The sequence below is a fragment of the Pseudomonas sp. NS1(2017) genome (genome assembly GCF_002269425.1).
GTDB lineage: Bacteria > Pseudomonadota > Gammaproteobacteria > Pseudomonadales > Pseudomonadaceae > Aquipseudomonas > Aquipseudomonas reactans.
Genome location: NZ_CP022960.1, coordinates 3,639,905 through 3,664,297 on the forward strand (window position 1 = coordinate 3,639,905; position 24,393 = coordinate 3,664,297).

22 protein-coding genes are annotated in these 24,393 nt (G+C 58.8%); 14 read left to right on the plus strand and 8 right to left on the minus strand.

Annotated elements, in window-relative coordinates; genetic code table 11:
• Nucleotides 1-311 precede the first annotated feature (311 nt).
• The 6 genes from CI807_RS17350 (at nt 312) to CI807_RS17375 (ending at nt 4,986) form a co-directional block, all read left to right on the plus strand.
• Nucleotides 312-1,130 carry an ABC transporter ATP-binding protein gene (locus tag CI807_RS17350; RefSeq protein WP_016976715.1) on the plus strand — a complete coding sequence of 273 codons (819 nt, stop codon included), beginning with the start codon at nt 312-314 and terminating at the stop codon, nt 1,128-1,130.
• Nucleotides 1,127-1,891 (plus strand): ABC transporter permease, encoded by a 765-nt coding sequence (locus CI807_RS17355; RefSeq protein ID WP_016976714.1) that lies wholly within the window; start codon nt 1,127-1,129, stop codon nt 1,889-1,891. Before CI807_RS17350 ends, CI807_RS17355 begins: the two co-directional genes overlap by 4 nt.
• Nucleotides 1,892-1,915: 24 nt before the next feature.
• On the plus strand, nt 1,916-2,956 hold the full coding sequence (locus tag CI807_RS17360; protein ID WP_095015497.1) for an ABC transporter substrate-binding protein: 1,041 nt from the start codon (nt 1,916-1,918) through the stop codon (nt 2,954-2,956).
• Nucleotides 2,953-3,837 (plus strand): PhzF family phenazine biosynthesis protein, encoded by an 885-nt coding sequence (locus CI807_RS17365; protein ID WP_095015498.1) that lies wholly within the window; start codon nt 2,953-2,955, stop codon nt 3,835-3,837. The genes CI807_RS17360 and CI807_RS17365 overlap by 4 nt, the downstream gene beginning before the upstream one ends.
• A complete protein-coding gene (locus CI807_RS17370) occupies nt 3,834-4,295 on the plus strand; it encodes a RidA family protein (protein WP_095015499.1) in 462 nt (153 codons plus the stop codon). Before CI807_RS17365 ends, CI807_RS17370 begins: the two co-directional genes overlap by 4 nt.
• A 70-nt stretch (nt 4,296-4,365) precedes the next feature.
• Nucleotides 4,366-4,986, plus strand: coding sequence for a hypothetical protein (locus tag CI807_RS17375; protein ID WP_095015500.1), 621 nt, complete (start codon nt 4,366-4,368; stop codon nt 4,984-4,986).
• A gap of 51 nt (nt 4,987-5,037) precedes the next feature.
• On the opposite strand, the gene CI807_RS17380 is transcribed toward CI807_RS17375, so the two are convergent.
• The 4 genes from CI807_RS17380 to CI807_RS17395 form a co-directional block, all read right to left on the minus strand.
• On the minus strand, nt 5,038-6,210 hold the full coding sequence (locus tag CI807_RS17380) for a hypothetical protein (RefSeq protein ID WP_177409584.1): 1,173 nt from the start codon (nt 6,208-6,210) through the stop codon (nt 5,038-5,040).
• 14 nt (nt 6,211-6,224) lie between these two features.
• Nucleotides 6,225-7,112, minus strand: a complete 888-nt coding sequence (locus CI807_RS17385; protein ID WP_095015501.1) for a nitrilase family protein — start codon at nt 7,110-7,112, stop codon at nt 6,225-6,227.
• A gap of 112 nt (nt 7,113-7,224) precedes the next feature.
• The gene (locus CI807_RS17390) at nt 7,225-9,174 is read right to left on the minus strand and encodes an FAD-dependent oxidoreductase (protein WP_095015502.1); all 1,950 of its coding nucleotides are present in this window, start codon (nt 9,172-9,174) and stop codon (nt 7,225-7,227) included.
• A gap of 171 nt (nt 9,175-9,345) precedes the next feature.
• Nucleotides 9,346-9,591 (minus strand): DUF6124 family protein, encoded by a 246-nt coding sequence (locus CI807_RS17395; RefSeq protein ID WP_016976709.1) that lies wholly within the window; start codon nt 9,589-9,591, stop codon nt 9,346-9,348.
• 443 nt (nt 9,592-10,034) lie between these two features.
• On the opposite strand from CI807_RS17395, the gene CI807_RS17400 reads away from it, so the two are divergent.
• From CI807_RS17400 to CI807_RS17435, 8 genes are all read left to right on the plus strand, one after another.
• Nucleotides 10,035-10,346: a type II toxin-antitoxin system HicB family antitoxin gene (locus tag CI807_RS17400; protein WP_095017574.1), complete on the plus strand. Its 312-nt coding sequence runs from the start codon at nt 10,035-10,037 to the stop codon at nt 10,344-10,346.
• Nucleotides 10,343-10,687 carry an FKBP-type peptidyl-prolyl cis-trans isomerase gene (locus CI807_RS17405; RefSeq protein ID WP_095015503.1) on the plus strand — a complete coding sequence of 115 codons (345 nt, stop codon included), beginning with the start codon at nt 10,343-10,345 and terminating at the stop codon, nt 10,685-10,687. Before CI807_RS17400 ends, CI807_RS17405 begins: the two co-directional genes overlap by 4 nt.
• Before the next feature lie 11 nt (nt 10,688-10,698).
• Nucleotides 10,699-11,301 (plus strand): GNAT family N-acetyltransferase, encoded by a 603-nt coding sequence (locus CI807_RS17410; protein WP_095015504.1) that lies wholly within the window; start codon nt 10,699-10,701, stop codon nt 11,299-11,301.
• Between the two features lie 422 nt (nt 11,302-11,723).
• A complete protein-coding gene (gene mgtA, locus CI807_RS17415; protein ID WP_095015505.1) occupies nt 11,724-14,429 on the plus strand; it encodes a magnesium-translocating P-type ATPase in 2,706 nt (901 codons plus the stop codon).
• Between the two features lie 16 nt (nt 14,430-14,445).
• A complete protein-coding gene (locus CI807_RS17420; RefSeq protein WP_095015506.1) occupies nt 14,446-15,162 on the plus strand; it encodes an MgtC/SapB family protein in 717 nt (238 codons plus the stop codon).
• A 300-nt stretch (nt 15,163-15,462) separates the two neighbouring features.
• On the plus strand, nt 15,463-16,089 hold the full coding sequence (locus tag CI807_RS17425; RefSeq protein WP_016977403.1) for a response regulator transcription factor: 627 nt from the start codon (nt 15,463-15,465) through the stop codon (nt 16,087-16,089).
• A 1-nt stretch (nt 16,090) separates the two neighbouring features.
• Entirely contained in the window at nt 16,091-19,705 is a 3,615-nt protein-coding gene (locus tag CI807_RS17430; protein ID WP_095015507.1) for a transporter substrate-binding domain-containing protein, read from the plus strand.
• A 134-nt stretch (nt 19,706-19,839) separates the two neighbouring features.
• Nucleotides 19,840-20,259 (plus strand): chemotaxis protein CheY, encoded by a 420-nt coding sequence (locus CI807_RS17435; RefSeq protein WP_095015508.1) that lies wholly within the window; start codon nt 19,840-19,842, stop codon nt 20,257-20,259.
• Here the strand turns inward: CI807_RS17435 and dkgB are convergent.
• The 4 genes from dkgB to CI807_RS17455 form a co-directional block, all read right to left on the minus strand.
• Nucleotides 20,256-21,074, minus strand: a complete 819-nt coding sequence (gene dkgB / locus CI807_RS17440) for a 2,5-didehydrogluconate reductase DkgB (protein WP_095015509.1) — start codon at nt 21,072-21,074, stop codon at nt 20,256-20,258. The two genes, CI807_RS17435 and dkgB, sit on opposite strands and share 4 nt — an antisense overlap.
• A gap of 87 nt (nt 21,075-21,161) precedes the next feature.
• A complete protein-coding gene (locus CI807_RS17445) occupies nt 21,162-22,094 on the minus strand; it encodes an ABC transporter substrate-binding protein (RefSeq protein WP_095015510.1) in 933 nt (310 codons plus the stop codon).
• Nucleotides 22,091-22,450 carry a ferredoxin gene (locus tag CI807_RS17450; protein ID WP_095015511.1) on the minus strand — a complete coding sequence of 120 codons (360 nt, stop codon included), beginning with the start codon at nt 22,448-22,450 and terminating at the stop codon, nt 22,091-22,093. Before CI807_RS17450 ends, CI807_RS17445 begins: the two co-directional genes overlap by 4 nt.
• Nucleotides 22,450-24,378, minus strand: coding sequence for a TonB-dependent siderophore receptor (locus CI807_RS17455; RefSeq protein ID WP_095015512.1), 1,929 nt, complete (start codon nt 24,376-24,378; stop codon nt 22,450-22,452). Before CI807_RS17455 ends, CI807_RS17450 begins: the two co-directional genes overlap by 1 nt.
• Nucleotides 24,379-24,393: the final 15 nt, after the last annotated feature.

A 24,393-nucleotide genomic window follows, 5' to 3' on the forward strand; every position in this document is an offset into this window, starting at 1 on the left:
AGCAGCCGTTACCCAAATAACGGATATGTACCCGATCAGATCCAACATCCAGGTCGGCTGTCAGGCCGCCTTCGCAGGCAAGCCAGCTCCTACAGTTAGATTGCGGTGTGACAGTTAGGTAGTGGTTGTCTGGTAGGCCGCCTTCGCGGGCAAGCCCACATTCGAGTCGGTTCCTCCAGGCGCAATCCCAATCACCGCTGTCCCAATCCCGCGCATGATCCGGCCCGATCCCGTGCGCCACAAATCTGTCATCCGTTCATCCTCTGCTCACCAACAACAAACAAGTCCGGCGTACCGGACGAGGAGGGGCGGTGAGCGCAAAACCCTTTATCCGTTTTTCAGGCGTGCAAAAAAGCTTCAAAGTCGAGGGCCGCCAGTTTGTGGCCGTGCGCAATGTGTCGCTGGAGGTCCAACGCGGCGAAATCATCACCCTGGTCGGCCCCTCGGGCTGCGGCAAGTCCACCTTGCTCAACATGACCGCCGGGCTGTTCGGCCCCACCGAAGGCGTGGTGCATTACGACGGTGCCGAGGTCAAAGGCGTGAACACCCGGGTCGGCTACATGACCCAGGCCGATCACCTGCTGCCTTGGCGCACGGTGGCGGGCAACATCGCGGTGCCGCTGCAGATTCGCCGCGTGCCCAAGGCCGAGATCGAGGCGCGGGTGGAGGAATTGATGGCGCTGGTGGGCCTCACCGGTTTCGGCGAGAGCTACCCCAACCAACTTTCCGGCGGCATGCGCAAACGCGCGGCCATGGCGCGCTTGATGGCCAGCGACCCGGAAACCCTGCTGATGGACGAACCCTTCGGCGCCCTCGATGCGCAAATGCGTCTGACCCTGCAGACCGAACTGCTGCGCCTGTGCCGCAAGCTCAACAAAACCGTGCTGTTCGTCACCCATGACGTTGACGAGGCCATCGCCCTGGCCGACCGCTGCGTGGTGTTCGCCGGTCGCCCCGGCACCATCGACCATGTGCTCGACATTCCCCTGACCGGCGAACGCAACCTGGTGCAACTGCGCTCCGACCCACGCTACGTGGAACTCTGTGCCGAACTGTGGAAACGCCTGGCGCCCGACGTTGCTGGCGCCGCTGACCCTTCTTCATTGGCTCACTCGCTGGAGGTCGTATGATCCAGGTTTATCGCTTGCTGTTCCTGGTGTTCCTCATGCTGTTGTGGGAAGGCGTGTCGCGCTGGTTTGGCGTGGAATTCTTCATCAGCCGCCCTTCGGCCGTGGCCCAGAGCCTGTGGAAGATCCTGCTCAACGGCGTGTTTTTCTACCATGCCGGCATCACTACTTTGGAGGCGGTGCTGGGCTTTTTCTTCGGCTCTCTCGCGGGCTTGATTGCTGGCCTTGTATTGGGCCGTGCCAAGTTGCTGGCCGACATCCTCGATCCGTTTTTGACCGCGTTCTACAGCCTGCCGAAAGTGGCGCTGGCGCCGCTGTTCATCCTCTGGTTCGGCATCGGCTTGCCGATGAAGGTCATCCTCACTGCGGCGGTGGTGTTCTTCCTGGTGTTCCTCAACACCTACAGCGGCGTGCGCAACGTATCCCGCGAGCAACTGACCATCCTGCGCCTGATGGGCGCCAAGGAGCGCGACCTGCTGACCATGGTGGTGATCCCCTCGGCCTTCACCTGGGTGTTCACCGGCCTGCGGTTGTCGGTGCCCTATGCGCTGATCGGCGCGCTGGTGGGCGAGATCATCGCCGCCAACCGTGGCCTGGGTTACCTGCTGTCGGATGCGGCCTCGCAGTTCGACACCGCCGGCGTATTTGCCGCACTGGTGGGGATCATTGCCCTGGCGCTGATCCTGAACACGGCGGTGAAGCTGGCTGAAAGCAAGCTGATGCCGTGGAAAGCCAATGAAGCGGAACGTGAAGTCGCGGTTTAACCCCCTCTGGTTTGGAGCTTGATCATGCTTAAGCGTCTTGTGATTGTCGGTCTGTTGTGCGCTGCCTTCCTGCCCGCCGCCCAGGCCCAGGACCTCACCAAGGTCACCCTGGCGTTCCCCAGCGAAGGCTTTCTGTATGTGCCGATCTACGTCGCGCAGAAGCAGGGCTACTTCGCCGAAGAAGGCCTGAATGTGGAAGTGATCGTGTTTCAAAAGGGCGGCTCGGCGGCGTTGACGGCCGTGCTCGGCCGCGACGCGGATGCCTACGTCGGCCTGCCGGCGGTCGCGGTGCGCGCGCGTTCCAAAGGCCAGAACGTGCAGGCGTTTGCCGCCGTGCAGACCCAGTTCGGCAGCACCGTGGTAATCGATGGCGAGTCGGCGCGCAAGGCTGGGGTGTCGGCCGCGTCGCCCATTTCGGCGCGTGCCCAGGCCCTCAAAGGCTTGAAGATCGGCGTGACCGGCCCCGGCAGCACCACCGACATGCTGGTGCGCTACCTGGCCAAGGACGCCGGCCTGAACCCGGACAAGGACTTCACCATCATGCCCATCGGTGGCGCGCCGAACATGCTGGCAGCGTTTTCCCAGGGCAGCATCAACGGCTTCTCGCTGTCGCCGCCCACCGTCACCACGGCGGCGCAGCAGGGCGGGTTTGTATTGATGGACCTGGCCAAGGGCGAATACAAACCGTTGGACGGCTTCCTGTTCACCGCGATGATCGCCCGCGAGGACTGGTTGAGCAGCAACAAGGCCACCGCCGAGAAACTGGTGCGCGCTATCTGGAAAGCCGAACACCTGATCGCCAGTGAACCGGACAAGGCCCGCGAGTCGGTGCGCCCGTACTTCGCCCACACCGATGCGGCGATATTCGACGCAGCCTGGACGGCTTCGTTGCCGTCCTACCCGGCCACGCCGCGTATCGAAAAAGACGGCGTCGAGAAGAACATCAGTTTCATGAACGCCGTCGAGAATGATCCGGTGACACTCGACCCGCAGCAGGTCTACACCAACACCATCGTCGACGCCGTGGCGCCGACTGTTTCCACCCTCAAGGGAGAGGCGAAATGACGCCCGAGGTTCATCTGGTCAATGTATTTCCCGCCACCGCGCGTGGCGGCAACCCGGCGCCCACCGTGGCGCTGGCCGACGGCATGAGTGATGCCGACATGCAGCAAGTCGCCCGGGATTACGGGCATGAGTGCGGCTTTGTGTTTGCCGCACCGGCCGGCAGCGATTTCGATTTTGCCCTGCGTTTCTGGGTGCCCAACCATGAGATGGAAATGTGCGGCCATGCCACCGTCGGTGCCATTTGGCTGCTGGATCAATTGGGCATGCTGCACAAGGAGCGCCTGGCGCTGTGGACGTTGAGCGGGCGGGTTGATGCACGGATTACCCATGCCGGCACGCCGCAGATTCAAGTCGAAATCAGCCAACCCAAGGGGCAGGTTGAAACCTTGAGCGACCCGCAGGTGGAGGCCGAAATTCTGTCGGTGTTGGGCATCACGTCCAATGAACTGGCGCCGTTGCCGATCCAGAACGCCCGCACCAGCCGCGTTAAAACACTGGTTGCGCTAAAAAGCGTGGCGGTGCTGGACAGCCTCAAGCCGGACTTCCGCCGCATGGAGCAACTGTGCGAGCGCATTGGTTCCACGGGGTTGTATCCCTACGCGCCGTCGGACCTTGAAGGTCGCCAGTTTGATGCCCGGCAATTCCCCAAATCCTCGGGGTACCCGGAAGACGCCGCCACTGGTATCGCCGCCGCGGCCTTGTCTTTTGGCCTGCTGGAAAACGGCTTGGTGACTGCTGACGATCGTCCGGTGTACATCCGCCAGGGCCGCGCGATGGGGCGGCCTTCGCAGATTTCGCTGCGCTTTCGTCACGATGCGGCAGGGCAGGTGCAGGGGTGCTGGTTGGGTGGGCATGTGGAATTTGTCGAGGAGCCGGCATGAGTATTCGCGAGCGTGTCGCCGCCTTGGGCTTGCAACTGCCCGAGGCGCCAGGCCCCAAGGGTGACTATGTGCCGGTGACGATTCATGCGGGTGTAGCCTATGTGAGTGGACAAGTGTGCCGGCTGGGCGATGGCGTGATCAGCGGACCGGTAACGGACCAGACCTCACCAGCGCGGGTGACACAAGCCGGTCAAACCTGCGCGTTGCGCGCCTTGAGCGTGCTGGATCAGGCGGTAGGGTTGGAGAACGTCGAGCGCATTCTATTTGTGCGTGGCTTTGTGTATGGCGGCGAGGGTTTCCAGCGCTTTTCCAACGTGGTCGACGGCGCTTCCCAGGTGTTGATTGATGTGTTTGGCGAGCAGGGCCGGCATGCGCGGTCGGCGGTGGGCGTGGCGGGGTTGCCCAGCGGTGGAATGCTGGAATTGGAGGTCACCGCCGTTATCAAAACGACTGGATGACACATCGGCACTCACCTCAATGAACGCGTAAAATGCCGGTCTTTTTACGCGTATCTCGCAAAGGTGCCCCTTGAGCGCAGCCAAAGCCGTCGGACTGTTACTACTCACCTCCCTGTTGGCGGCGTGCGGCACCTCGCCGCCCCGCACGCCCAATGACCTCTGCGGCATCTTCCGCGAAAAGGACGACTGGTACGACGCCGCCAAAGTCACGCAAAAACGCTGGGGGGTACCGATCCAGGTGCCGTTCGCCATCATGTATCAGGAGTCCGGCTTCCACCAGGACGCCCTGGCCCCGCGCAAATACCTGCTGTGGATCATCCCCTGGGGCCGCGTCTCCACCGCCGCCGGCTACGCCCAAGCCAAGGACGAAGTGTGGAACGACTACCGCAAGAGCACCGGCCGCAGCGGCGCCAGCCGCCAGGACTTTGACGACGCCATCGACTTTGTCGGTTGGTACATGGACAAGACCTACACCGTCAACGGCGTCTACAAATACGACGCGTATGGCCAGTACCTGAACTACCACGAAGGCTGGGGCGGCTACCGCCAACGCACCTACGCCGCCAAGGCCTGGCTGCCGCCGGTGGCGAGCAAGGTGCAGGCGCGTTCACAGCTGTATGCGGCGCAGTATGCGCGGTGCAAGGATTATTTGGGGCGGGGGTTTTGGAGTCGGTTTTGGCATTGGCTGTAAGGGGAAAAAGCTGTTCCCACGCTGCATGAAGAATACAGCGTGGGGCAAGGGCTACATCTCGATCAACCAACCCACCAAAGGCACTATCATCAACGTACTCAACGCCATTGAGGTGACATTGCCAATGTACGGGTGAAAGTGTGCGGGCAAGCGGCCCGCAATCGCACAGGCTAGTGGCGGCGCGACCAGAGCCCCAAGCAGAGCACTTGAACCGATGACTGTCCAACTACCACCATGGGTTAACACAGCCGCGGGGACTACAGAGACCAGCGGAACGTAGGTCGGGTACCATCCTCGTTTCATCCACTGTTTTCGCCATATCGCAACACCCATTGCCGATGTCAGCGCCTGGGCAGTGATCAGGGGCAAAACCAGGTCTGATCCATACGCCGGGCTGATCGGGTTCAGTGCATAGGCCACCAACACACCTGCCAGCAACCCGAGACTCGCGAGTTCGTTTCCGAAAAATGGCGCTTCGGAGAAGTCCGCCAACACCCGACGCAGGCTCCAGACAATACCGTAAGTGGGCGGCTTCGCGGGTGCTGGCTTGGCGGGGGCTATGTAATCAGAACTCACCAGAGACGGCACTCGACGACACGCTACAAATGCAATGACACTGCCAATCGCCATGCCCACCACATTGCCGATCACCACTGGAAGACCCAGTGGAACGCACACGAAGTTCACGATCAGCAGGCAAATGGGGGTCACCAGCAATGCGCCCAACACTGCACCGTTTACGGCAACTTTCCAGCCGCCGCCGAACATCAGCACCATGGCTGCCGGTAACGAGACGAATGCCGCAAACGTTGGTTGCCACGTCTGTGCGGTGACGCTCCAGCCCCACAGTAGATTACTCAGCATTAACCCCAGCAGTGAACTGGTTACCAACCAAGGCCATAACCCTGTTCCGTAGGAAATAGAAAATCCCTGCCAGGCTTTACCGTGCTTGCTCGCCCACCATGCCAGGTAGGCGCCGCTCAACAAACCGAGCGATGCCAGTTCGTGCTTGTAGAAGGCTACTTCACTGATATCCCCGACTATCCACCGTAGCCAGGCAACAGGGTGGGGCAGGCTTGCGATCATCTCGGCGTAGCCTGGCCAGGACCATTGGTTGTTGAGCGCCACCCACAGCACCAGTAGCACACTGGCTAATCCCAGTATCAGGACGGTGAGATCTGCCCTGGACCGGTTGGACCTTGTTTCGGTAATGAGTGTTTTCATAGTGCGCCCTCTGATCAGCGTGGAAGGGCAGGGTGTTGGGAGTAGCCGAGCATTTGATCGTAGAGATCATTGCGTCGATCACGCTGCAGGTCATTGAGGCTGTTCCAGATCGGAGCACTGCGGGCGCTGGTGATATCAATGTCGGCGAACAGGATTTCCTGACGATTGGCTGAAGCTACCGCGCCAATCGGCCAGCCGTTGGTTCCGGCAATCAACGAACATCCGAGGTAACGCGCTTCCCGCTCTTCGCCAATGCGGCTGGCGGCAGCGATAAACACGTTATTGACGTGGGCGGCGGTCATCGTCAGGTAAGACGCCATGCATTTGCCTGCCTCATCGAACAGCGGCGGTGGCGTCCACACCCAATTGTTCAGGCTGCAAATAATGTCGGCGCCCTGCTGGCTGAGAATACGTGGCACCTCCGGGAACCAGATATCCCAACAAATCAGCAGGCCAATACGGCCTATCGGGGTTTCAAATACTGGAAATCCGGTATCACCAGGCGTGAACCAGAGCTTTTCCAGGTTCCATAGATGCGCCTTGCGGTATTTGCCGATAAACCCATCGGGGCCTAGCAGCACAGCCGTATTGAACAACTGCATACCGTCTATTTCACACAGGCCTGCCACCAGGTAAACCTGGTGCTTACAGGCAAAATCTATCCACGCCTGCACACTTTCGCCGCCTGGAACCCGTTCGGCATGATCAAAGGCGTCCTGGCGACTGCTGAAGAAATACCCACAATTGGTAAGCTCGGGCAGTACGATCAGGTTCGCTCCACCGTTTGCGGCTTTTGTCGCCAGCGCAAGACTTTGACCCAGATTGTTGGCTCGGTTGTTCATGCCAACCTGAGGGTCCAGTTGGATGACGGCTACGCGTGCGGGGCTTGCTGGTTCGCTCATGGCGGTGACCTCTTATTGTTATACAACCGTGATTCGGTTGGGCGTTTATAAGAGGCGAGCAAGTGTTTAATTAAAAGTCAGGTGATTCCCGTAACGTTGTAGTCTCTTTCTTTTATGGTTCGGCTTTATAGGTTGGGTAGTCGTCTATAGTAAAACCTCCGTTGAAAGCGGCTTGCGTTCTATTACAAATGTTTATCACGGTATCGATTGCTCCCCTGAAGCAGGGCTCCGTCCAGCCCGCATCTACGGAGAAGGATTCACCACATAGGTACAAGCCTGACTTGTGAGAAAAGTCTCGATTGTATTTCAGTAGCTTCATGGCGTCGTAATAAGTACCTGCACGATAAAGCTTTGCGCAGCCAAGCGAGTTTTTGTCATTCATCCATCGTTGAACCACCGCGTGATTACGTCCGATGTAGGGTGATATTTTTTCTTTGATGTTGGTAGATTTCAAAAGGATTCTGTCGAGGTCTTCGATGCATCTATCAACGAGTTCTTCATCGGTGAATACCGATAGCTTTGTGGCGTCGTCTTCCCATGTGTAGCTGAGAAGGATGCAGTCGTAGGTATGGTTAGGGTTGTAGCGGTAGGTATATACATCATGAACCAAGCTATCCGTCACGATGGCTTGAGGGATTTTTTTATTGTGAGAAAGAAACGTTTTTTTGAGTGGTGCGTACACTTTACAGCTGGTTTCCCAATGAGCTGTTTTGTAGGCTTCTATGATTTCAAAGGGGAGCATTTCCGGGTTGAAGTTTTCAATTGATATTTGCGTTTCGATCAGCCATGAAGGTAGTGTTATTACTACGGAGTCATAATCGATGAATTCTTTTTTTGCGTTTTCTTTTTGTGTGGCGTTCCAGCCGAAATAGACTCGTGTTTTCCCGTTTTTCAGTTTCTTGATTTTTGTTACTGCACAATTGGTCATGAGCCCGGAATGACTTTTTATGAGGTGCTCGTATAAAGACTCATGTGCTTCTTTGGGTTTGATGAAGAGTATGGATTCGGCCAGGGATCCAAGTCCGATGTAGTTGGGTTTGTTGAAAGCCAGACCTCTCGAATCCAAGGGCTCGGGATGGTCTAAGTAAGGCGACGCCATCGGTGTGCCGTCCGCGTTCACACGCCCGTGAATTAATTGCAGATGACTGCTGAATCCAAATATCGCCGTGCGCAGGGGGTAAAGTGAACACACGTCATAGAATGCCCCCCAACTGCCATCACCAATGCCGATGGAGTAGAAAACCGCGGATTCCTGTGCAGTCATGCCCATGCCACCGAAGTTTCCAGGGTCACTTGATTGCCAGCTACCGATGCTTGGCATTTGGACCAAGTCGCGGAAGGAAACACTTTCGTATTTTTTGACTATTAAATTCCATATGTTCTCCCAGCCTTCAGTACCGTAATGTTCGGAGACGATCAACGTCATGCGCTCGGCGAAGGCTTTCCATTTTGCGAAAACATTGCCCAGTGTTTGACCTGGAGGCGGTGTTTTTCCATCCATGTTTTTCCAGATAAGCATGGTGGGTTCTGCGCTGTCATCGACGCTTCCTTCTCGTAGAAATATACCGGTGGATCGCACCGCAGGGCTGCCTGGATTGGGGAAGTCTGTGTGGCGCAATTCGAATTCGTTGGCGTAATAGGCCATGAGTGAACGCCCATCTTTAGGCGGTTCGTCTGATGTGTTGAAGAACGGCATTCTCATTGCGCCCATCTCGAAAGGCGGTCTGCCAACGGTGTGGGTATTGTTATTCCCAAGAGCGGTGAGGTGCCTGCCGCCAATGCGCGTTGACTTTTCAATTAACGTTATGTTTGTGAAGCCGCATCGGTAAAGTTCACGTGCAGTTGTCAATCCTGTGATGCCAGCACCAATAATGCATATTTTATGGTGGGGTTCAGTAGCCTGGGCAATTCCATTGACCTGCTCCACGAGCGCCCGGTAGTCGAAACACAAATCAGGTGGATTGGGGAACCTGGCTGCCCATTTGCTCTTATTGGATCGTTTTTTTCGATGGAGGTGTTGGGCTGTGTCTGCGGGGTAATTGAAGTTGGAACCGATGGTCATTCTGATATTCCCAGTTCAGAGTTAATGGACTCGGAACAGGATGGCCGTGAGTGTTACTAGCCAGAAATAGGCTAGCGTTGGATTTTGGCACAGTAAATTCGTATTTTTTCGTAGGGGCAGTGCAAGCGAATAAAGTGGGGAGCATGCTCCCTCACTCTGAGCGACATTGTGTTAGCTCGGCTGCATACACTCCAGCGACCGATCCACCATCACACTGGCCATGTCCACCAGGTGCATGACCGACAGCACCAACGTGCGTGAAGTCCCTTCCAGTTGATCCCCCGCCGTCTGCGCCGCAACGGCGGCACAACGCAACACGCTGCTGGCGTGAGCCAGGGCGTCTTCGAAGCTGAGGTCTGGGGTGGTGGTGAAGAATTGCAGTTCTGAAGCGGGTGGCGCGGGGACAGGTTTGTCCATGGGTTCAACTCCTAATCTAAGTTGGAATATCACCACCATCGCTACCAAACGACTTTTAGGGTGGTGACCGTACGCAGATTGGTAGACCGGTGATTAGGACCCGGTGCACCCGAGGGTGCCCTGCGCACGGCCACCATAACGCAGGGCCGAAAAAAAGCGCCTTGCAGAAGGGGGCGCTTAGCGCCTAATCACTCGTGGTCTACCAAACCCCGAATCACTGAATGGGCAGTGACCGACGAAGACTAGCCACGTGATTTGAGCGGCGCAAGCGGTTGGGATTCTCTCGGAAACGTCCTGCGAGATAAAGGGAAATGTCACTGCTTTTTTCTTGCTCGCGCACCCACATTCTGTGCGGAGGTGATTAGCACGCTGGTAAAAAAACAGTAAGCCTCAAATAATGATTCGGCTGAATGGCCCTCAAGGGTTTATCCAGAGGAGGAAAAATGAAGTTTCCTGTGGTAGTACACAAAGACGCGGACTCGTACTACGGCGTGACCATTCCTGACGTGCCGGGGTGTTTCTCTGCGGGAAGGTCTTTTTCCGAAGCGCTGCATAATGTCCGCGAGGCCTTGGCGTTGCACCTTGAAGGGGTGATTGCCGATCAAGAACAACTTCCGCAAGCGTTAGCGATCGATGCCCACCTGAATAATCCTGATTTTTCCGGTGGATTCTGGGCGATTCTCGACTTGGATTTAATGCCCTATCTGCGAAACACAACTCAAGCAAACACTATCTATCCAACGGATTCCCCATGAGCCCCGAAGAACTGCAAATCACCGACATCCGCCCCGGCACCGGCAAAGCCGTGGTCAAAGGCGCACTGATCACCACCCAATACACCGGCACCCTGGAAGATGGCACGGTGTTCGATTCCTCCTGGGAGCGCGGCAAGCCGTTCCAGTGTGTGATCGGCACTGGCCGTGTGATCAAGGGCTGGGACCTGGGCTTGATGGGCATGCAGGTAGGCGGCTTGCGCACCCTGTTCGTACCGGCGCATCTGGCCTATGGCGAGCGGTCGATGGGCGCGCATATCAAGCCCAACAGCAACCTGCGTTTTGAGATTGAGTTGCTGGAAGTGCTGACGCGGGACGATTGAGGGTGGTGAACATGGAAGTTGATTCACACGGGTTGCCGGCGTGTTCCGTCGCGGGCATTCAGGTCGTTGAGCTGGGGGATCGCGATGAAGCCGAGTTGCAGCGGTTTTTTGAGCGGGCGCCGGATTACTTCATGGCGGTCAACGGCGAACCGGCCACTGCGACTGAAGCGCATGAGGAATTGCAGGGACAGTTGCCCGCAGGGTGGGCGTGCAGCCGGATGTATTGGCTGGGTTACCGCGATCTGGAAAACCAGCTGGTGGCGGTGGTGAACATTGCGGCGCACTTGCTGGCTGCTGGTGTTTGGCATATCGGGCTGTTGCTGGTGGATGCACGCTTGCATGGCACTGGGTTGGCGCAGCGGCTGCACGCCGATCTTGAAGCTTGGGCTGCGGGCAACGGCGCTCAATGGCTGCGTTTGACGGTAGTCATCGGCAATGCCAAGGCCGAACGCTTCTGGCCTAAGCTTGGCTATGTGCAAGTACGCACCCGCGAAGGGATCACGATGGGGCGTCAGGTGAACAGCGTATCGATTCAGGTCAAGGCCCTGACAGGTGGGCAGGTGGGGGATTACCTGGCATTGGTGCCGCGAGATCAAGTGGATGCACCTTCCTGAACCCACCCTGAAGAATCCTCTTATTCCCCATATGTAAACTTTCCTACGGTTTACTCTCTCATCATCGGGGCGTAAGCTTCGCGCGTTTTCATCAATAGCGGAGACCCTCAGTGGGTACTTGTTCGAGTGACAGTAGTCGGCCGGTTTCGGTAACCGGCACAGGCTTGGCAAGGTAACGCGCATTTTTCCGATGCCGTTGTCTCGCCACTAATAGCGAGAAGCGGCATCCCGGCGGCGGCCAGTCCTGGCACCTGCCCGAATCCCTCTCATCGACGCTGACCAGCACCCGGCTCACCCTCGGGATGCTACGGACGCGCCTGCCTTTTGCGGCAGGCGGGCCAAGCTGGCTGTGCCTGTAAAACAGGCGCGGTGCAGACGGCGGTACCTGCACGACGGTTTTTTCCTCGCGCAGGAGTAACACCATGAACCTGACTCTGTTGAAAGAGTTCTTTGCCGGCTTCCTGCGGACCCGGCACATCGCCCGGCATTTCCGCCGCCTGGCGATGCTCGAAACCGTGACCGACGCCAGCGTCAGCCGCGAAGTGCCGCCGACCCTGGCGCAAACCCTGGTGGTCTCGGCCAACAGCAGTGCGGTGCAGTTGCTCGGCACCCTGGGCAGCCATTCCGAGGGTTTGACGACTCAGGAAGCCGACGCCCTGCGCGTGCAATACGGCCTCAATGAAGTCGAGCATGAGCAACCGCTGCCATGGTGGGTGCACCTGTGGCACTGCTACAAAAACCCGTTCAACCTGTTGCTGACGTTGCTGGCGGTGATCTCCTGGCTGACCGAAGACATGAAGGCCGCCACGGTGATTTTCTCCATGGTGGTGCTGTCGACCCTGCTGCGTTTCTGGCAGGAGGCCAAGTCCAACAAGGCGGCCGATGCACTGAAAGCCATGGTGAGCAACACCGCGACGGTATTGCGCCGCGATGAAGCCAAGCGCATCGAACTGCCGATCAAGCAGTTGGTGCCGGGCGACCTGATCGTACTGTCCGCTGGGGACATGATTCCCGCCGATTGCCGCGTGCTCAGCGCCAAGGACCTGTTCGTCAGCCAGGCGGCAATGACCGGTGAATCGATGCCGGTGGAGAAATTTGCCCAGCAGCAGGACGCCAAGACCCGCAACCCGCTGGACTTGGAGAACATCCTGTTCATGGGCACCAACGTGGTGTCCGGCGCGGCGACGGCGGTGATCCTGACCACCGGCAACAGCACCTATTTCGGCGCCTTGGCCCAGCGCGTGACCGCGACTGATCGCGCCACCACCTCGTTCCAGCATGGCGTCAACAAGGTCAGCTGGTTGCTGATCCGCTTCATGTTCGTGATGGCGCCGCTGGTGCTGTTCATCAATGGGTTCACCAAGGGCGACTGGACCGAGGCACTGCTGTTCGCGCTGTCGATTGCCGTGGGCCTGACCCCGGAAATGCTGCCGATGATCGTCACCTCCACCTTGGCCAAGGGCGCTGTGTTCCTGTCGCGCAAAAAAGTCATCGTCAAGCGTTTGGATGCGATCCAGAACTTCGGTGCCATGGACGTGCTGTGCACCGACAAGACCGGCACCCTGACCCAGGACAAAATCTTCCTGGCGCGCCATGTGGACGTGTGGGGCGAAGAGTCCGATGACGTGCTGGAAATGGCCTACCTCAACAGCTACTACCAGACCGGCCTGAAAAACCTGCTGGATGTGGCGGTGTTGGAACATGTGGAAGTGCACCGCGAGCTGAAAGTCGGCACGGCGTTCCAGAAGGTCGATGAGATCCCGTTCGACTTCAACCGCCGCCGCATGTCCGTCGTGGTCGCCGAGCACGACCAGCCGCACCTGTTGATCTGCAAGGGCGCCGTGGAAGAGATTCTGTCGGTGTGCAACAACGTGCGTCACGGCGACGTCAACGAAGCGCTGACTGAAGACCTGCTGGCGCGCATCCGCCAGGTGACCGCCGCGTTCAACGAAGAAGGCCTGCGCGTAGTCGCCGTGGCCGCGCAGCCGATGGCACCGGGGCGCGATACCTACAGCCTGGCGGATGAGAGCAACCTTACGCTGATCGGCTATGTCGCCTTCCTGGACCCGCCCAAGGAAAGCACCGCGCCAGCGCTCAAGGCGCTCAAAGCCCACGGTGTGGCGGTAAAGGTGCTGACCGGTGACAACGAACTGGTCACGGCCAAGATCTGCCGCGAAGTGGGCCTGGAGCAACAGGGCTTGCTGATGGGCAACGACATCGAAGCCATGACCGACGCCGAACTGGCCAAGGCCGTGGAAACCACCAATGTGTTCGCCAAGCTGACGCCGTCCCACAAGGAACGCATCGTGCGCTTGCTCAAGGCCAACGGGCATGTGGTCGGCTTCATGGGCGACGGCATTAACGATGCGCCAGCACTGCGTACGGCTGATATCGGCATTTCGGTGGACAGCGCGGTGGATATCGCCAAGGAGGCCGCCGACATCATCCTGCTGGAAAAGAGCCTGATGATCCTGGAGGAGGGCGTGCTCAAGGGCCGCGAAACCTTCGGCAACATCATGAAGTACATCAAGATGACGGCCAGTTCCAACTTCGGCAACGTGTTCTCGGTGCTGGTGGCCAGTGCGTTCATTCCGTTTCTGCCGATGCTGCCGATGCATTTGCTGGTGCAGAACCTGCTGTATGACATTTCGCAGATTGCGATTCCGTTCGATAACGTCGACGACGAGATGCTGAGCAAACCCCAGCGCTGGCAGCCGGGAGATGTCGGCCGTTTCATGCTGTTTTTCGGGCCGATCAGTTCGATTTTTGACATCACCACGTTCGCACTCATGTGGTATGTCTTCGATGCCAATACGCCTGACCACCAGACCCTGTTCCAGTCCGGCTGGTTCGTGGTGGGGCTGCTGACCCAGACGCTGATCGTGCACATGATCCGCACCCCGAAAATTCCGTTCCTGCAAAGCCGTGCGGCAATGCCATTGATGGTGATGACCGGTGTGATCATGGCGGTGGGGATTTTCCTGCCGATGGGACCACTGGCGCATTACTTCAAGTTGCAGGCACTGCCGTCACTGTACTTCGTGTTCCTGCCGGTGATCCTGCTGGCATACATGGCACTGACCCAGGCGGTGAAGGGCTACTACATCCGTAAGTTTGGCTGGCAATGAACAGGGAAGATTTCCTATGCAAGCAATCAACAACATCAACCTCGAATCCCTGGTCGACACCCTGGTCAGCCTCACGGCGGCCTTTGTCCTCGGCGGTCTGATCGGTTTTGAACGCCAGTACCGCCAGCGCACCGCAGGCCTGCGCACCAACGTGCTGGTGGCGGTGGGCGCGGCGATTTTTGTCGATATGGCCAGCCGGCTCGGCGGCGCGGAAGGCGCGGTGCGGGTGGTGGCCTATGTGGTCTCGGGCATCGGCTTTCTCGGTGCCGGCGTGATCATGCGTGAAGAGGGCAACGTGCGTGGGCTCAACACGGCGGCCACGCTCTGGGCATCGGCGGCGGTGGGCGCCTGCGCGGGGGCCGATCTGGTCCTCGAAGCGCTGCTGGGCACGCTGTTTGTGCTGGCAGCCAACACCTTGCTGCGACCGATCGTCAACAACATCAACCGCCAGCCGTTGGACGTGGTATCGGCAGAGGTCACCAACATCCTCTATGTGATTGCCCGGCGTACCCAGCAGAAAGCCGTACTGGCCTTGCTCGAAGCAGAGCTGGCACGCTGTAACTACCCGGCCAGCGATGTGGACGTGCGCCCCTTCGGTTCGGAAGAGGTGGAGATCGAAGCCACTCTGGCCGTGACATCGGTGGACGGTGACGAACTGGACGCGCTGGTGGCGCGAATTTCGATGTCGACCTTGGTGGTGCAAGCGTTCTGGAGCCCGAGTACCACTGAGTAGTCCCCGGGTGTCAGATGTTGTCTCGCGCAAAGCTGACTATGCTGTCGTGAGGAAAAGTCCTACAAACAATCGAGATTATCCCTTCATTTGATGCGCCGCACCGTTGTTAAGGTTGCGCCCTTGCGCCTCAGGAAACACGGGGCGCAGCTCAACGTTTTGACCGTGCTTTATCAAAAGGAGGGGTCTGTACTGCCTGAAGTGTCGTGCGGAGTAATCAGCACCGTTTGTCGGAACTGTTACTTTTCACAGGTAGATAGGTCCCGTGTGATATGTAAGCGTACTGATCCCTCGGGGAGTCTTATGAGCAAAGCTTTAATTGTGGACGATCACCCTTTTATCCGCGCCACCGTGAAATACCTGCTGAAGCAGGAAGGTTTTGATGAGATCTATGAGGCGGGCAACGGCGCAGACGCCATGCAGTGCGCGCGTGAGCAGCGCCCGGATCTGATCATCCTTGACCTGGCCATGCCCAAGCTTGGCGGGCTGGAGGTGATCAGCCGGATCAAGGCGCTGGAACTGCCTTGCAAGATCCTGGTGCTCACCTCGTACCTTGCGGTGTTCTTCTCCACCCGCTGCATGCGCGCCGGGGCCATGGGGTTTGTGGCCAAGACGGGTGAACTGGACGAGTTGCAAAAGGCGATCAGGGCGATCCGGTCTGGCTACAGCTGCTTTCCCAGTGTGGCCACCAGTTCAGTGCGCCGTGACGATTTGCAGACCACCGAGCAAGAATTGGTCGACGCGCTGTCGGACCGCGAGTTGACCGTGTTGCAAAAACTGGCTCTGGGCCTGGGTAATAAGGAAATCGCCGAGGATATGTTGTTGAGTCACAAAACCATCAGCACCTACAAGACGCGACTCAAGGAGAAGCTGCGCATGTCTTCGGTGGTGCACCTGTCCAAGTTCGCACAGCGCAATCATCTGATCTGAAATGACCACCTCCCGGTTGTTGAGATTCACGGCCATCCTGTTGGTCGGGCTGTTGCCCTATACAGCGATGGCCCTGGATGAGCCACACACCCTACGGCTCCTCGGCCACTCCTCCCTTGAAAACCCTGGCCTTGAGCTTGATGAGCGCGACTGGCGCTGGTTGCGCGAGCGACGCGTGCTGGTAATGGGCGTGTCGGCGCCGGACTACGCGCCTTTTGACCTGAGCAACAACAACGATTTTGAAGGCATCACCGCTGACTATGCGTGGCTGATCGGCCTTATCTTGAGTGTGCCTATCGAGGTTCGGCGCTATGACACCCGCGATGAGGTGATCGAGGCGCTCAAGCGGGGCGAGGTGGATTTAGTAGGATCGGCCAATGGCTACGAAGCTGCCGACAAGGACCTGATACTGTCCCGTTCCTACGCCAATGATCAACCTGTACTGGTCACCCGCGCGGGTGACAGCCATTTACTGAGCGCCGACCTGGCTGGCAAACGCGTGGCGATGCTTTACCACTACATGCAACCAGGCGCTGTTCAAGCCTATTACCCCGACGCGCAACTGCTGTTGTATGGCTCGACCCACCAAGCCATCGGCTCCGTGGCGTTCGGCCAGGCAGATGTTTACCTGGGCGACGTTATCAGTACCCGTTATCTGATCAACAAGCATCACCTTAATAATGTACGCATGGCCGATTTTTCCGGGCTGGAGGTCAACCCGTTCGGGTTCGCTTTCTCCAGGGACAACATTCGACTGCTCAATATCATCAATGCAGCGCTGGCCGTCATTCCGCCCAGCGAGCAAATGAACATCCTGCGCCGTTGGAGTGCTGGCGACAGCGGTTTCCTTGAGGCCGACCGACTGCGCCTGAGCGACAGCGAGCAGAGTTGGCTGGAGAAGCACCCACGGGTGAAAGTCGCTGTGCTCGACAGGTTCATGCCGCTGTCATTTTTAGATGAGCACGAGCAATTCGCGGGGCTGAGCGAGGAGGTGTTGTCGCGGATCAGCCTGCGCACGGGCTTGAAGTTCGAGATGGTCCACGGCAATTCTCTTCCTCGGCAAATCGACGAGGTCAGCAGCGGTCAAGTGGATATGCTTGCGGTTATCACGCCTAGCGTCGAGCGTGCCGAGAAGGTCCGCTTTACCCGACCCTACCTGTCCAGTCCCTATGTGTTGGTGGCGCGTGCCAGTGACGAACGGCTGCTCACCCTAGAAGACATGCCCGGCAAACGCCTGGCATTCATTGGTGGCAACAGCCTCGGTGCACAGATAGCCCGGGACTATCCAGGTATCAAGTTTGTCGACGTCGAGAACCCTGAGGCCGCCATGGACCTGGTCGCCGAGGGGAGTGTCGATGCGACGATAGTTTCGTTGATCAGCGCACGCTACATGATTGCGCGCAATTATCGAGACCGCCTGCGGATCACCAGCACGGTTGGCACGGAGCCGGCGCGTGTGGCCTTCGGCGTCAACCGTAGCCAACTGGAGCTGTATTCGATCCTCGAGAAGGCGTTGTTGAGTATCACACCTGAAGAAATGGACGAACTGACCAACCGTTGGCGCAGTGAAATCATCATCGAAGACAGCTATTGGAGCAGCCATCGAAACGTGATCATCCAAGGGTTTGCTCTGGCCGCCTTGCTGCTGCTGGTGACCTTGGGCTGGGTGCTCTACCTGCGTAACCTGATCCACAAGCGTGCCCAGGCGGAACGGGCCTTGAGCGATCAGATGCGATTCATGAGCGTGCTGATCGACGGCACCCCCCATCCGATTTACGTGCGTGATCGCCAGGGTCGGTTGATGGCCTGCAATAACGCTTACCTTGCTGTGTTTGGCTTCAAGTTGGAGGATGTGATCGGCAAGACCGTGGTGGAAACCGACACGGGCAACCCGCCGCAGGCACAGTCGTTCCATGCCGATTACTTGAGCCTGATGGAGCAGGGCGAGCCGCAGATCCAGGATCGTGTGCTCAAGGTGCCGGGTGGCGGAGTGTTGACCATTTACCAGTGGATGCTTCCGTACCGTGACAGCAATGGCAGCGTCGTGGGTATGATCGCCGGCTGGGTGGACGTCAGCGAGCGCCAGCGCCTGCTGGGCCAACTGCAGGAAGCGAAGGAGGATGCCGACGCCGCCAACCGTGCCAAGACCACGTTCCTGGCGACCATGAGTCATGAGATACGCACGCCCATGAATGCGGTGATCGGCATGCTTGAGTTGGCCCTGAAAAACGCAGAGCAGGGCCGTGTCGATCTGGACGCGCTGGAAGTGGCGTCGATGGCGTCCCGAAGCATGCTGGAATTGATTGGCGATATCCTGGACATTGCGCGGATTGAAACCGGTCACCTGTCCCTGAGCCTGGAAGAGGCCAATCTCCATGAGCTATTGGCCTCTGTGGCGCGGGTGTTCGAGGGGCTGGCGCGGGACAAGGGGCTGCAGTTGCAAGCTGAACTCGACCTGATGATCGACCGATCGGTGCTGATCGACCCTCTGCGTCTCAAACAAATAGTGTCCAACCTGCTGGGCAATGCCATCAAGTTCACGACCACCGGCCAAGTACGCCTGGGGGCTCAGGGCACCCCTTCGTTGAGCGGTGATCATTTGAACCTGAGGTTGTTTGTGGAGGACACGGGGATTGGCATCAGTGCCGAAGACCAACAGCGGTTGTTCAGCCCCTTTGTCCAAGGCAGCAATCACGACCAATCGGCGCGCAGTGGTTCGGGGCTGGGGTTGATGATCAGCCGCAACCTGTGCGAAATGATGGGCGGTCGATTGCATTTAAGCAGTGTGCTGGGTAAAGGCACGCGCGTGGACCTGACGTTGACGCTGGCGTTGGCCTCGGTAGCACCGGTGTGTACGCCTGTAGTGCCTGCGCCTGCGACTCATGCGTTGAACCTCTTGGTGGTTGACGATTACCCGGCCAACCGCCTGTTGCTGGCTCGGCAATTGAGCTTTCTGGGGCATCACATCGTCACTGCGCAAGATGGCGCTGAAGGCTTTGCGTTATGGCAGGCCGGGCATTTTGATGGCGTGATCACCGACAGCAATATGCCGGTCATGGATGGCTATACATTGGCACGTGATATCCGTGCGCAAGAGCGTCAGCGTGGTCTGGTGCGTTGTCTGTTACTGGGTTTTACCGCCAACGCGCAACCCGAGGAGACCGAGCGTTGCCGGCAGGCGGGCATGGACGGCTGTCTCTTCAAACCGACCGGCCTTGATGATCTGCGCACGGCGTTGGCGTCGCGCACCGCGGCGCCGGTGGTGAAAGATGTTGTGCCGGAATATGACTTGAATACCCTGGTCGCCCTGACGGAGGGGGATACTGCTGGGCTCAATGAGTTGCTGGCGCCCTTGCTCGATAGCCTTGCGGAGGACCGCTTGCTGCTATCGGCGCTGCACGAACAAGCGGACTTTGGCAAATTGCATGACCTGGCCCATCGCGTCAAAGGTGGGGCCGGCATGGTCAAGGCGCAGACGCTGGTCGCTTGTTGTGAAACGCTGGAGGGCGTGTGTGAAAGGCGGGACCGTGATGCGTTGGCAGCTTCGGTGGATGCCATTCGCCACGCCGTGGATAGGTTGCATCACAGCTTGAGTGCGCGCATCAAGCAGGCTTGACTGAAGTGGATGGCTATTCGGTGGATTTGGGAGAATTCCTACATGGAACAGGAATAAACCTGATTTTGTCTTCGGAGTATGTCTGGAAAATGGGGCTCGCTCACTGACGAGCGCTGCCTGCCCAGGGATTCGCCATGCCAAACAAAGCACTGACCATCCTGATTGCCGATGAACAACACCTGCAACGCTTGCATATCGAGAAAATGCTCAATCGGTTGGGATACTTCCGGATCGTACCGGTGGAAACCTTTGAAGAGGCCCAGTTGCTCACCGCTATCCCGGCCGTGCCCTTTGATGTGCTGATCATCAATGCGGGGCTGACGGCTCATGCTTGCGGGTCTCAACCCCAGGCGCACCATGTGCTGGTCTACGATCACTTGGACCTGAGCACCCGCGCTGACATAACGCCGGCGGTGCTGGTGCGATTGCCCGGCGTGCCTGACAACGTCAACCTTGAACACTTCATGGACATCATTGACCCACCCGCAGCCACTGCTGGCCTGCGGGTGTTGCCGTGGTTGCGCGAGTTATCCCAGCCAGCAGCCGGGATTTAATCCCATTCTGGTGCGATACCCTTGGGGCTGGTCAGGCGATGGCCGCGTTCCAGTTCGGCAATCTGTGTCATGTCGGCAGCGCTCAAGGTCAGTTGCAGGGCCCTGAGGTTGCTTTCCAGGTTGACGCGCTTGGTCGATGAAGGGATGACTGCGTAGCCCAGTTGCATGGCCCAGGCCAGCGTCACTTGCGCCGGGGTCGCCTGATGGCGTTCGGCGATTTGCTGGATCACCGGGTCCTTGAGCACTTCGCCGTAGGCCAGGGTCATGTAGGACGTGATCTGAATGCCGTTGGCGGTAGCGAAGTCCACGACCTTGCGGTTTTGCAGGTAGGGGTGCAGTTCGATCTGGTTGGTGGCGATGTTTTCGGCCCCAATGGCTGCAATCGCTTGCTTCATCAAGTCGACGGTGAAGTTGGAAATGCCGATCTGGCGGGTCAGACCCAGGCGCTTGGCTTCCAGCAACTGGCCCATGAATTCGGCGACAGGCACCTGGTCTTCCGGCGAGGGCCAGTGGATCAGGGTCAGGTCCAGGTAGTCGGTTCTCAGTTTACTCAGACTTTCGCGCAGGCTTGGAATCAGCTGGCCTTCGGCGAAATTGGCAATCCAGATCTTGCTGGTGATAAACAGCTCGTCACGCGGCACGCCGCTGTCGGCAATTGCCTGGCCGACGTCGGCTTCGTTCTCGTAGATCTGTGCGGTGTCGATCACACGGTAGCCCAGTTCCAGGCCGGTGCTGACGGAATCGATCACCACCTGGCCTTGCAGGCGGAAAGTGCCAAGGCCGAAGGCCGGAACGTTTTGCGTTGGAATGGACATCAGTAACTCCTGAAGAGGGGTAAACAATGGAGTCGAGTATCCACCCGTCGTTCCTTCGGAAAAACCGCTGAATCCGAAAAGGACTCTTTACCGCAGATCACGAATCGCCAGCGCCTTGAACCGCTGTGCCAATGACAGAACCACCTGGCCGCTGCCCATGTTGGGCACCACGTGGGTGAAGGGAATATCGATCATGCGGTTCTCGCGCACGGCGCGCAGCTTCGAAAGTACCGGGTCGGTGGTCAGCAACTGCCGCTTGCGGCTGGCCGGTGACCACAGGGCGTCGGCCAGCAGGATCACGTCCGGGTCGTTGGCCAACAGGGTTTCATTGCTGACGGTCACCCGTGACAACGGGATATCGGCCAATACATTGCGTGCACCGGAAGCTGCCAGCAAGGTGGTGACAAAACCCCGTTGACCTTCGCTATCGAGTCCACCCACTTCACTGTCCAGGTAAAACACCGACAGCGGACGGGCATCCCCGATCAGCGCATGGGCGTTTGCCAGGTCGGCGTCCAACGCATCGCTCAGCATTTGAGCGCGCCGGGTTTTGTGCAGCAGGGCGCCGAGGGTAAACAAGTCCTGACGAATATGCCCAAAGTAATCCAGCGAGTGACCCGCGCAGGCGGACTCCAGCAGGTACGACGCCACCCCGTTGTTTGCCAGACCGGTGCGCGACGTGACCCCATTACCGAACGCACTGGCAAAGCCGCCCACCACCAGGTCCGGATGCTGTGCATACAGCACTTCACTGGACGGGTATTTCGCCGCGATGACCGGTACGTCGAAGTACTCGCCGTGCCGGTGTGCAATGCCGTTGTCGTCCAGGTAAGCCACACCCACCAGCGAAGGCCCTGCATCCAGCGCCAGCAGCAAATCGGCGGCGTGCTGGTTGAGCGCCACGATGCGCGAAGGCGGTGACGGGGGCACGCTCCAGTCCTGGGCGCAGTTGCGATAAGTGTCTGCCAGCACGGGTGTGCCGCAGAGCAGGGCGGCCAGCCAAAACCATGGGTGTTTCATGGGGCATCCTTGATCAACAGGTCTTGCACCACATCGCCGCCCACCAGGTGCACATCCACCAGGCGCAGCACATCGGCCTTGCTGCGCACGCCATACCAACAACGCTCGGGATACACCGTGAGCACCGGCCCGAGATTGCATGGAAATTGGCAATGGGTGCGTGTCAGCAGCACGCCTCCGGACACTTCGATGTGCTCATGTTCCAGCAGTCGGCGGCGCAGGGTTTTCCACAGTTGCAAGGCGCCGCGCTGCGTACAGCGTGGGCCGGTGCACAGGAATACATGGCGGGCGTGGTCCGGTATGCGGGACCAGTCGGGATGGGAGTCCACCCCGTCGATTTTGGTGATCTCAGTCATCAGAAGCGATACGTGTAACGCACCTCCGATGTGAATGGGCGGCCGAGGTTGTCGACGTTGCTGGCGCGGCTGGTGACGTAGTCGCGGTCGAACAGGTTTTCCACCAGCAGGCTCAGGCGGTGCTGGTGGGCGTTGTCGAGGTAGCGATAGGCATCGGCGTCCACCACGGAGTAGTGGCCGTATTCGACATGTTTCGAGCTGGTGATGTCGCGGATATAGCGGATCGCAGTACCTGCGCCCCATAAGCGGTTTTCCGATTCGAAACCGATACGTGAACGGGCAAAGAAGCTCGGGATATCGTTGATGGTAACCCCCGTGCGCGATTCGGTGAGGTTGCGCGTCATGTCGGCTTGCAGGCTCCACTGGTCGTTGAGCGCAAGCTTGGCGTCGGCCTCGAAGCCGCGCATCTGGATCTGGCCCTGGCCGTTGACCCACTGCACATCGTCAAGCGTGATCAGGTCGGTGATCTTGCGTTTGAACAGCGTGACGCTGGCGCTGAAATCACGCTCGGCCAGCAACCCTTTGTAATCGATACCCAGCTCGGCGTTGCGGCTTTTCTCCGGCTTGAGATTGCGGTTGCCGATTTCGTCGCCTGGCTCGTTGACGAACAACTGCTCGGCGTTGGGCAGTTTGTAGGCCGTACCGTATTGGCCGCGCAGGGCCCAGTGGTCGTTGAGATCGTAGAGTGAGGTGAGCATGCCGACGGTGGCGCTGTCGCCGCCGCTCATGGCTTCATGGCGCACGCCGAGGCTGGGGTGCCAGTTGGGCAATGCGTCGATCTGCGGTCGCAGTTGCGTATACAGCGCATGGGCCTGGGCCTTGTTGTCGTCGATCACCAGTACATCGTCCTGGCCCTTGAACCACTGATTGTCGCTGCCCACCACCAGCACATGGCCGCCTGGCAACTCGGCCTTGCCCTCGGCCTGCACGCCCCAATCGGTAAAGCCCCAGTAGTCATTGTGATTGCGCACATTACGGCCGCCATTCGCGGTGTTATCGATTCGCGTGTAGCGTGTGTCCCAGTCGTTGATATGGCCCTTGATGAAATAACTCAGGCGCTCGTTGATCGCCTGTTCGAAAGTGGCCGTGGCGATCTGTTGCACGCGGTCGTTGGTGGTCTTGTAGTTGTTTACCGGCCGCGCGAAATCAAGGTTGGCATCGGCATATTGGTAGAACAGTTCCAGGCGCGAGTCATCGCCAAACGACTGGATGGCCTTGGTGCCGAAGGTGGTCACTTCGTACGAGCGCTTTTTGTCGCTGACGCGACCGCTGTAGTCGCTGTTGCGAAACGGCTGGTAGCCCTCGGAGGCGTTGCGGCTGACATACGCCAGCACGCCGAGGTCGCCCCAGCCGTTGGTGAAGATCTTCTCGACCCGTGCATCGCCGGTGGTGCCACCGAAGGTATCGACTCCCAGGTTGACTTCACCGGACGCCTCGCGGGTCTGCGGGCTGCGCGTCACGATGTTGATCACCCCCGACACCGCCTGGGTGCCGAACAACAGGCTCTGGCCGCCCTTGAGCACTTCGATGCGCTCGATAGCGTTGGCCGGCAGCGTATCGAGGTACAGGCCGCCATACAGGCGGTTGTTCAGGCGCACGCCGTCGAGCAGGATCAACGTGTCATCGTTGCGCCCGCCCAGCAGGGAATAAGTGCCGTAGTCGAACGGGCCGTTTTTCGGCGCCACGTAGAGGCCGGGGATGAACATCTGCATCACCCGCGTCACGTCGGCGGCGGGGCCGGCGCGTTCGATCTGTTCGCGGGTGACGATCTCCACTTTGCTGCCGTACTGGGCCATGGCGGCGACGGTGGTGGATTCCACGGAAGGAGCGGAGACGATCTGCTGGTTGAGCACCAGGGTGTTGTCGTCGGCCAGCAACAGGGGACTGAACAGCGAGCCGAACAAAGGGATCAGGGAACGTCGAATCATAGTCTTCTCGAAAGT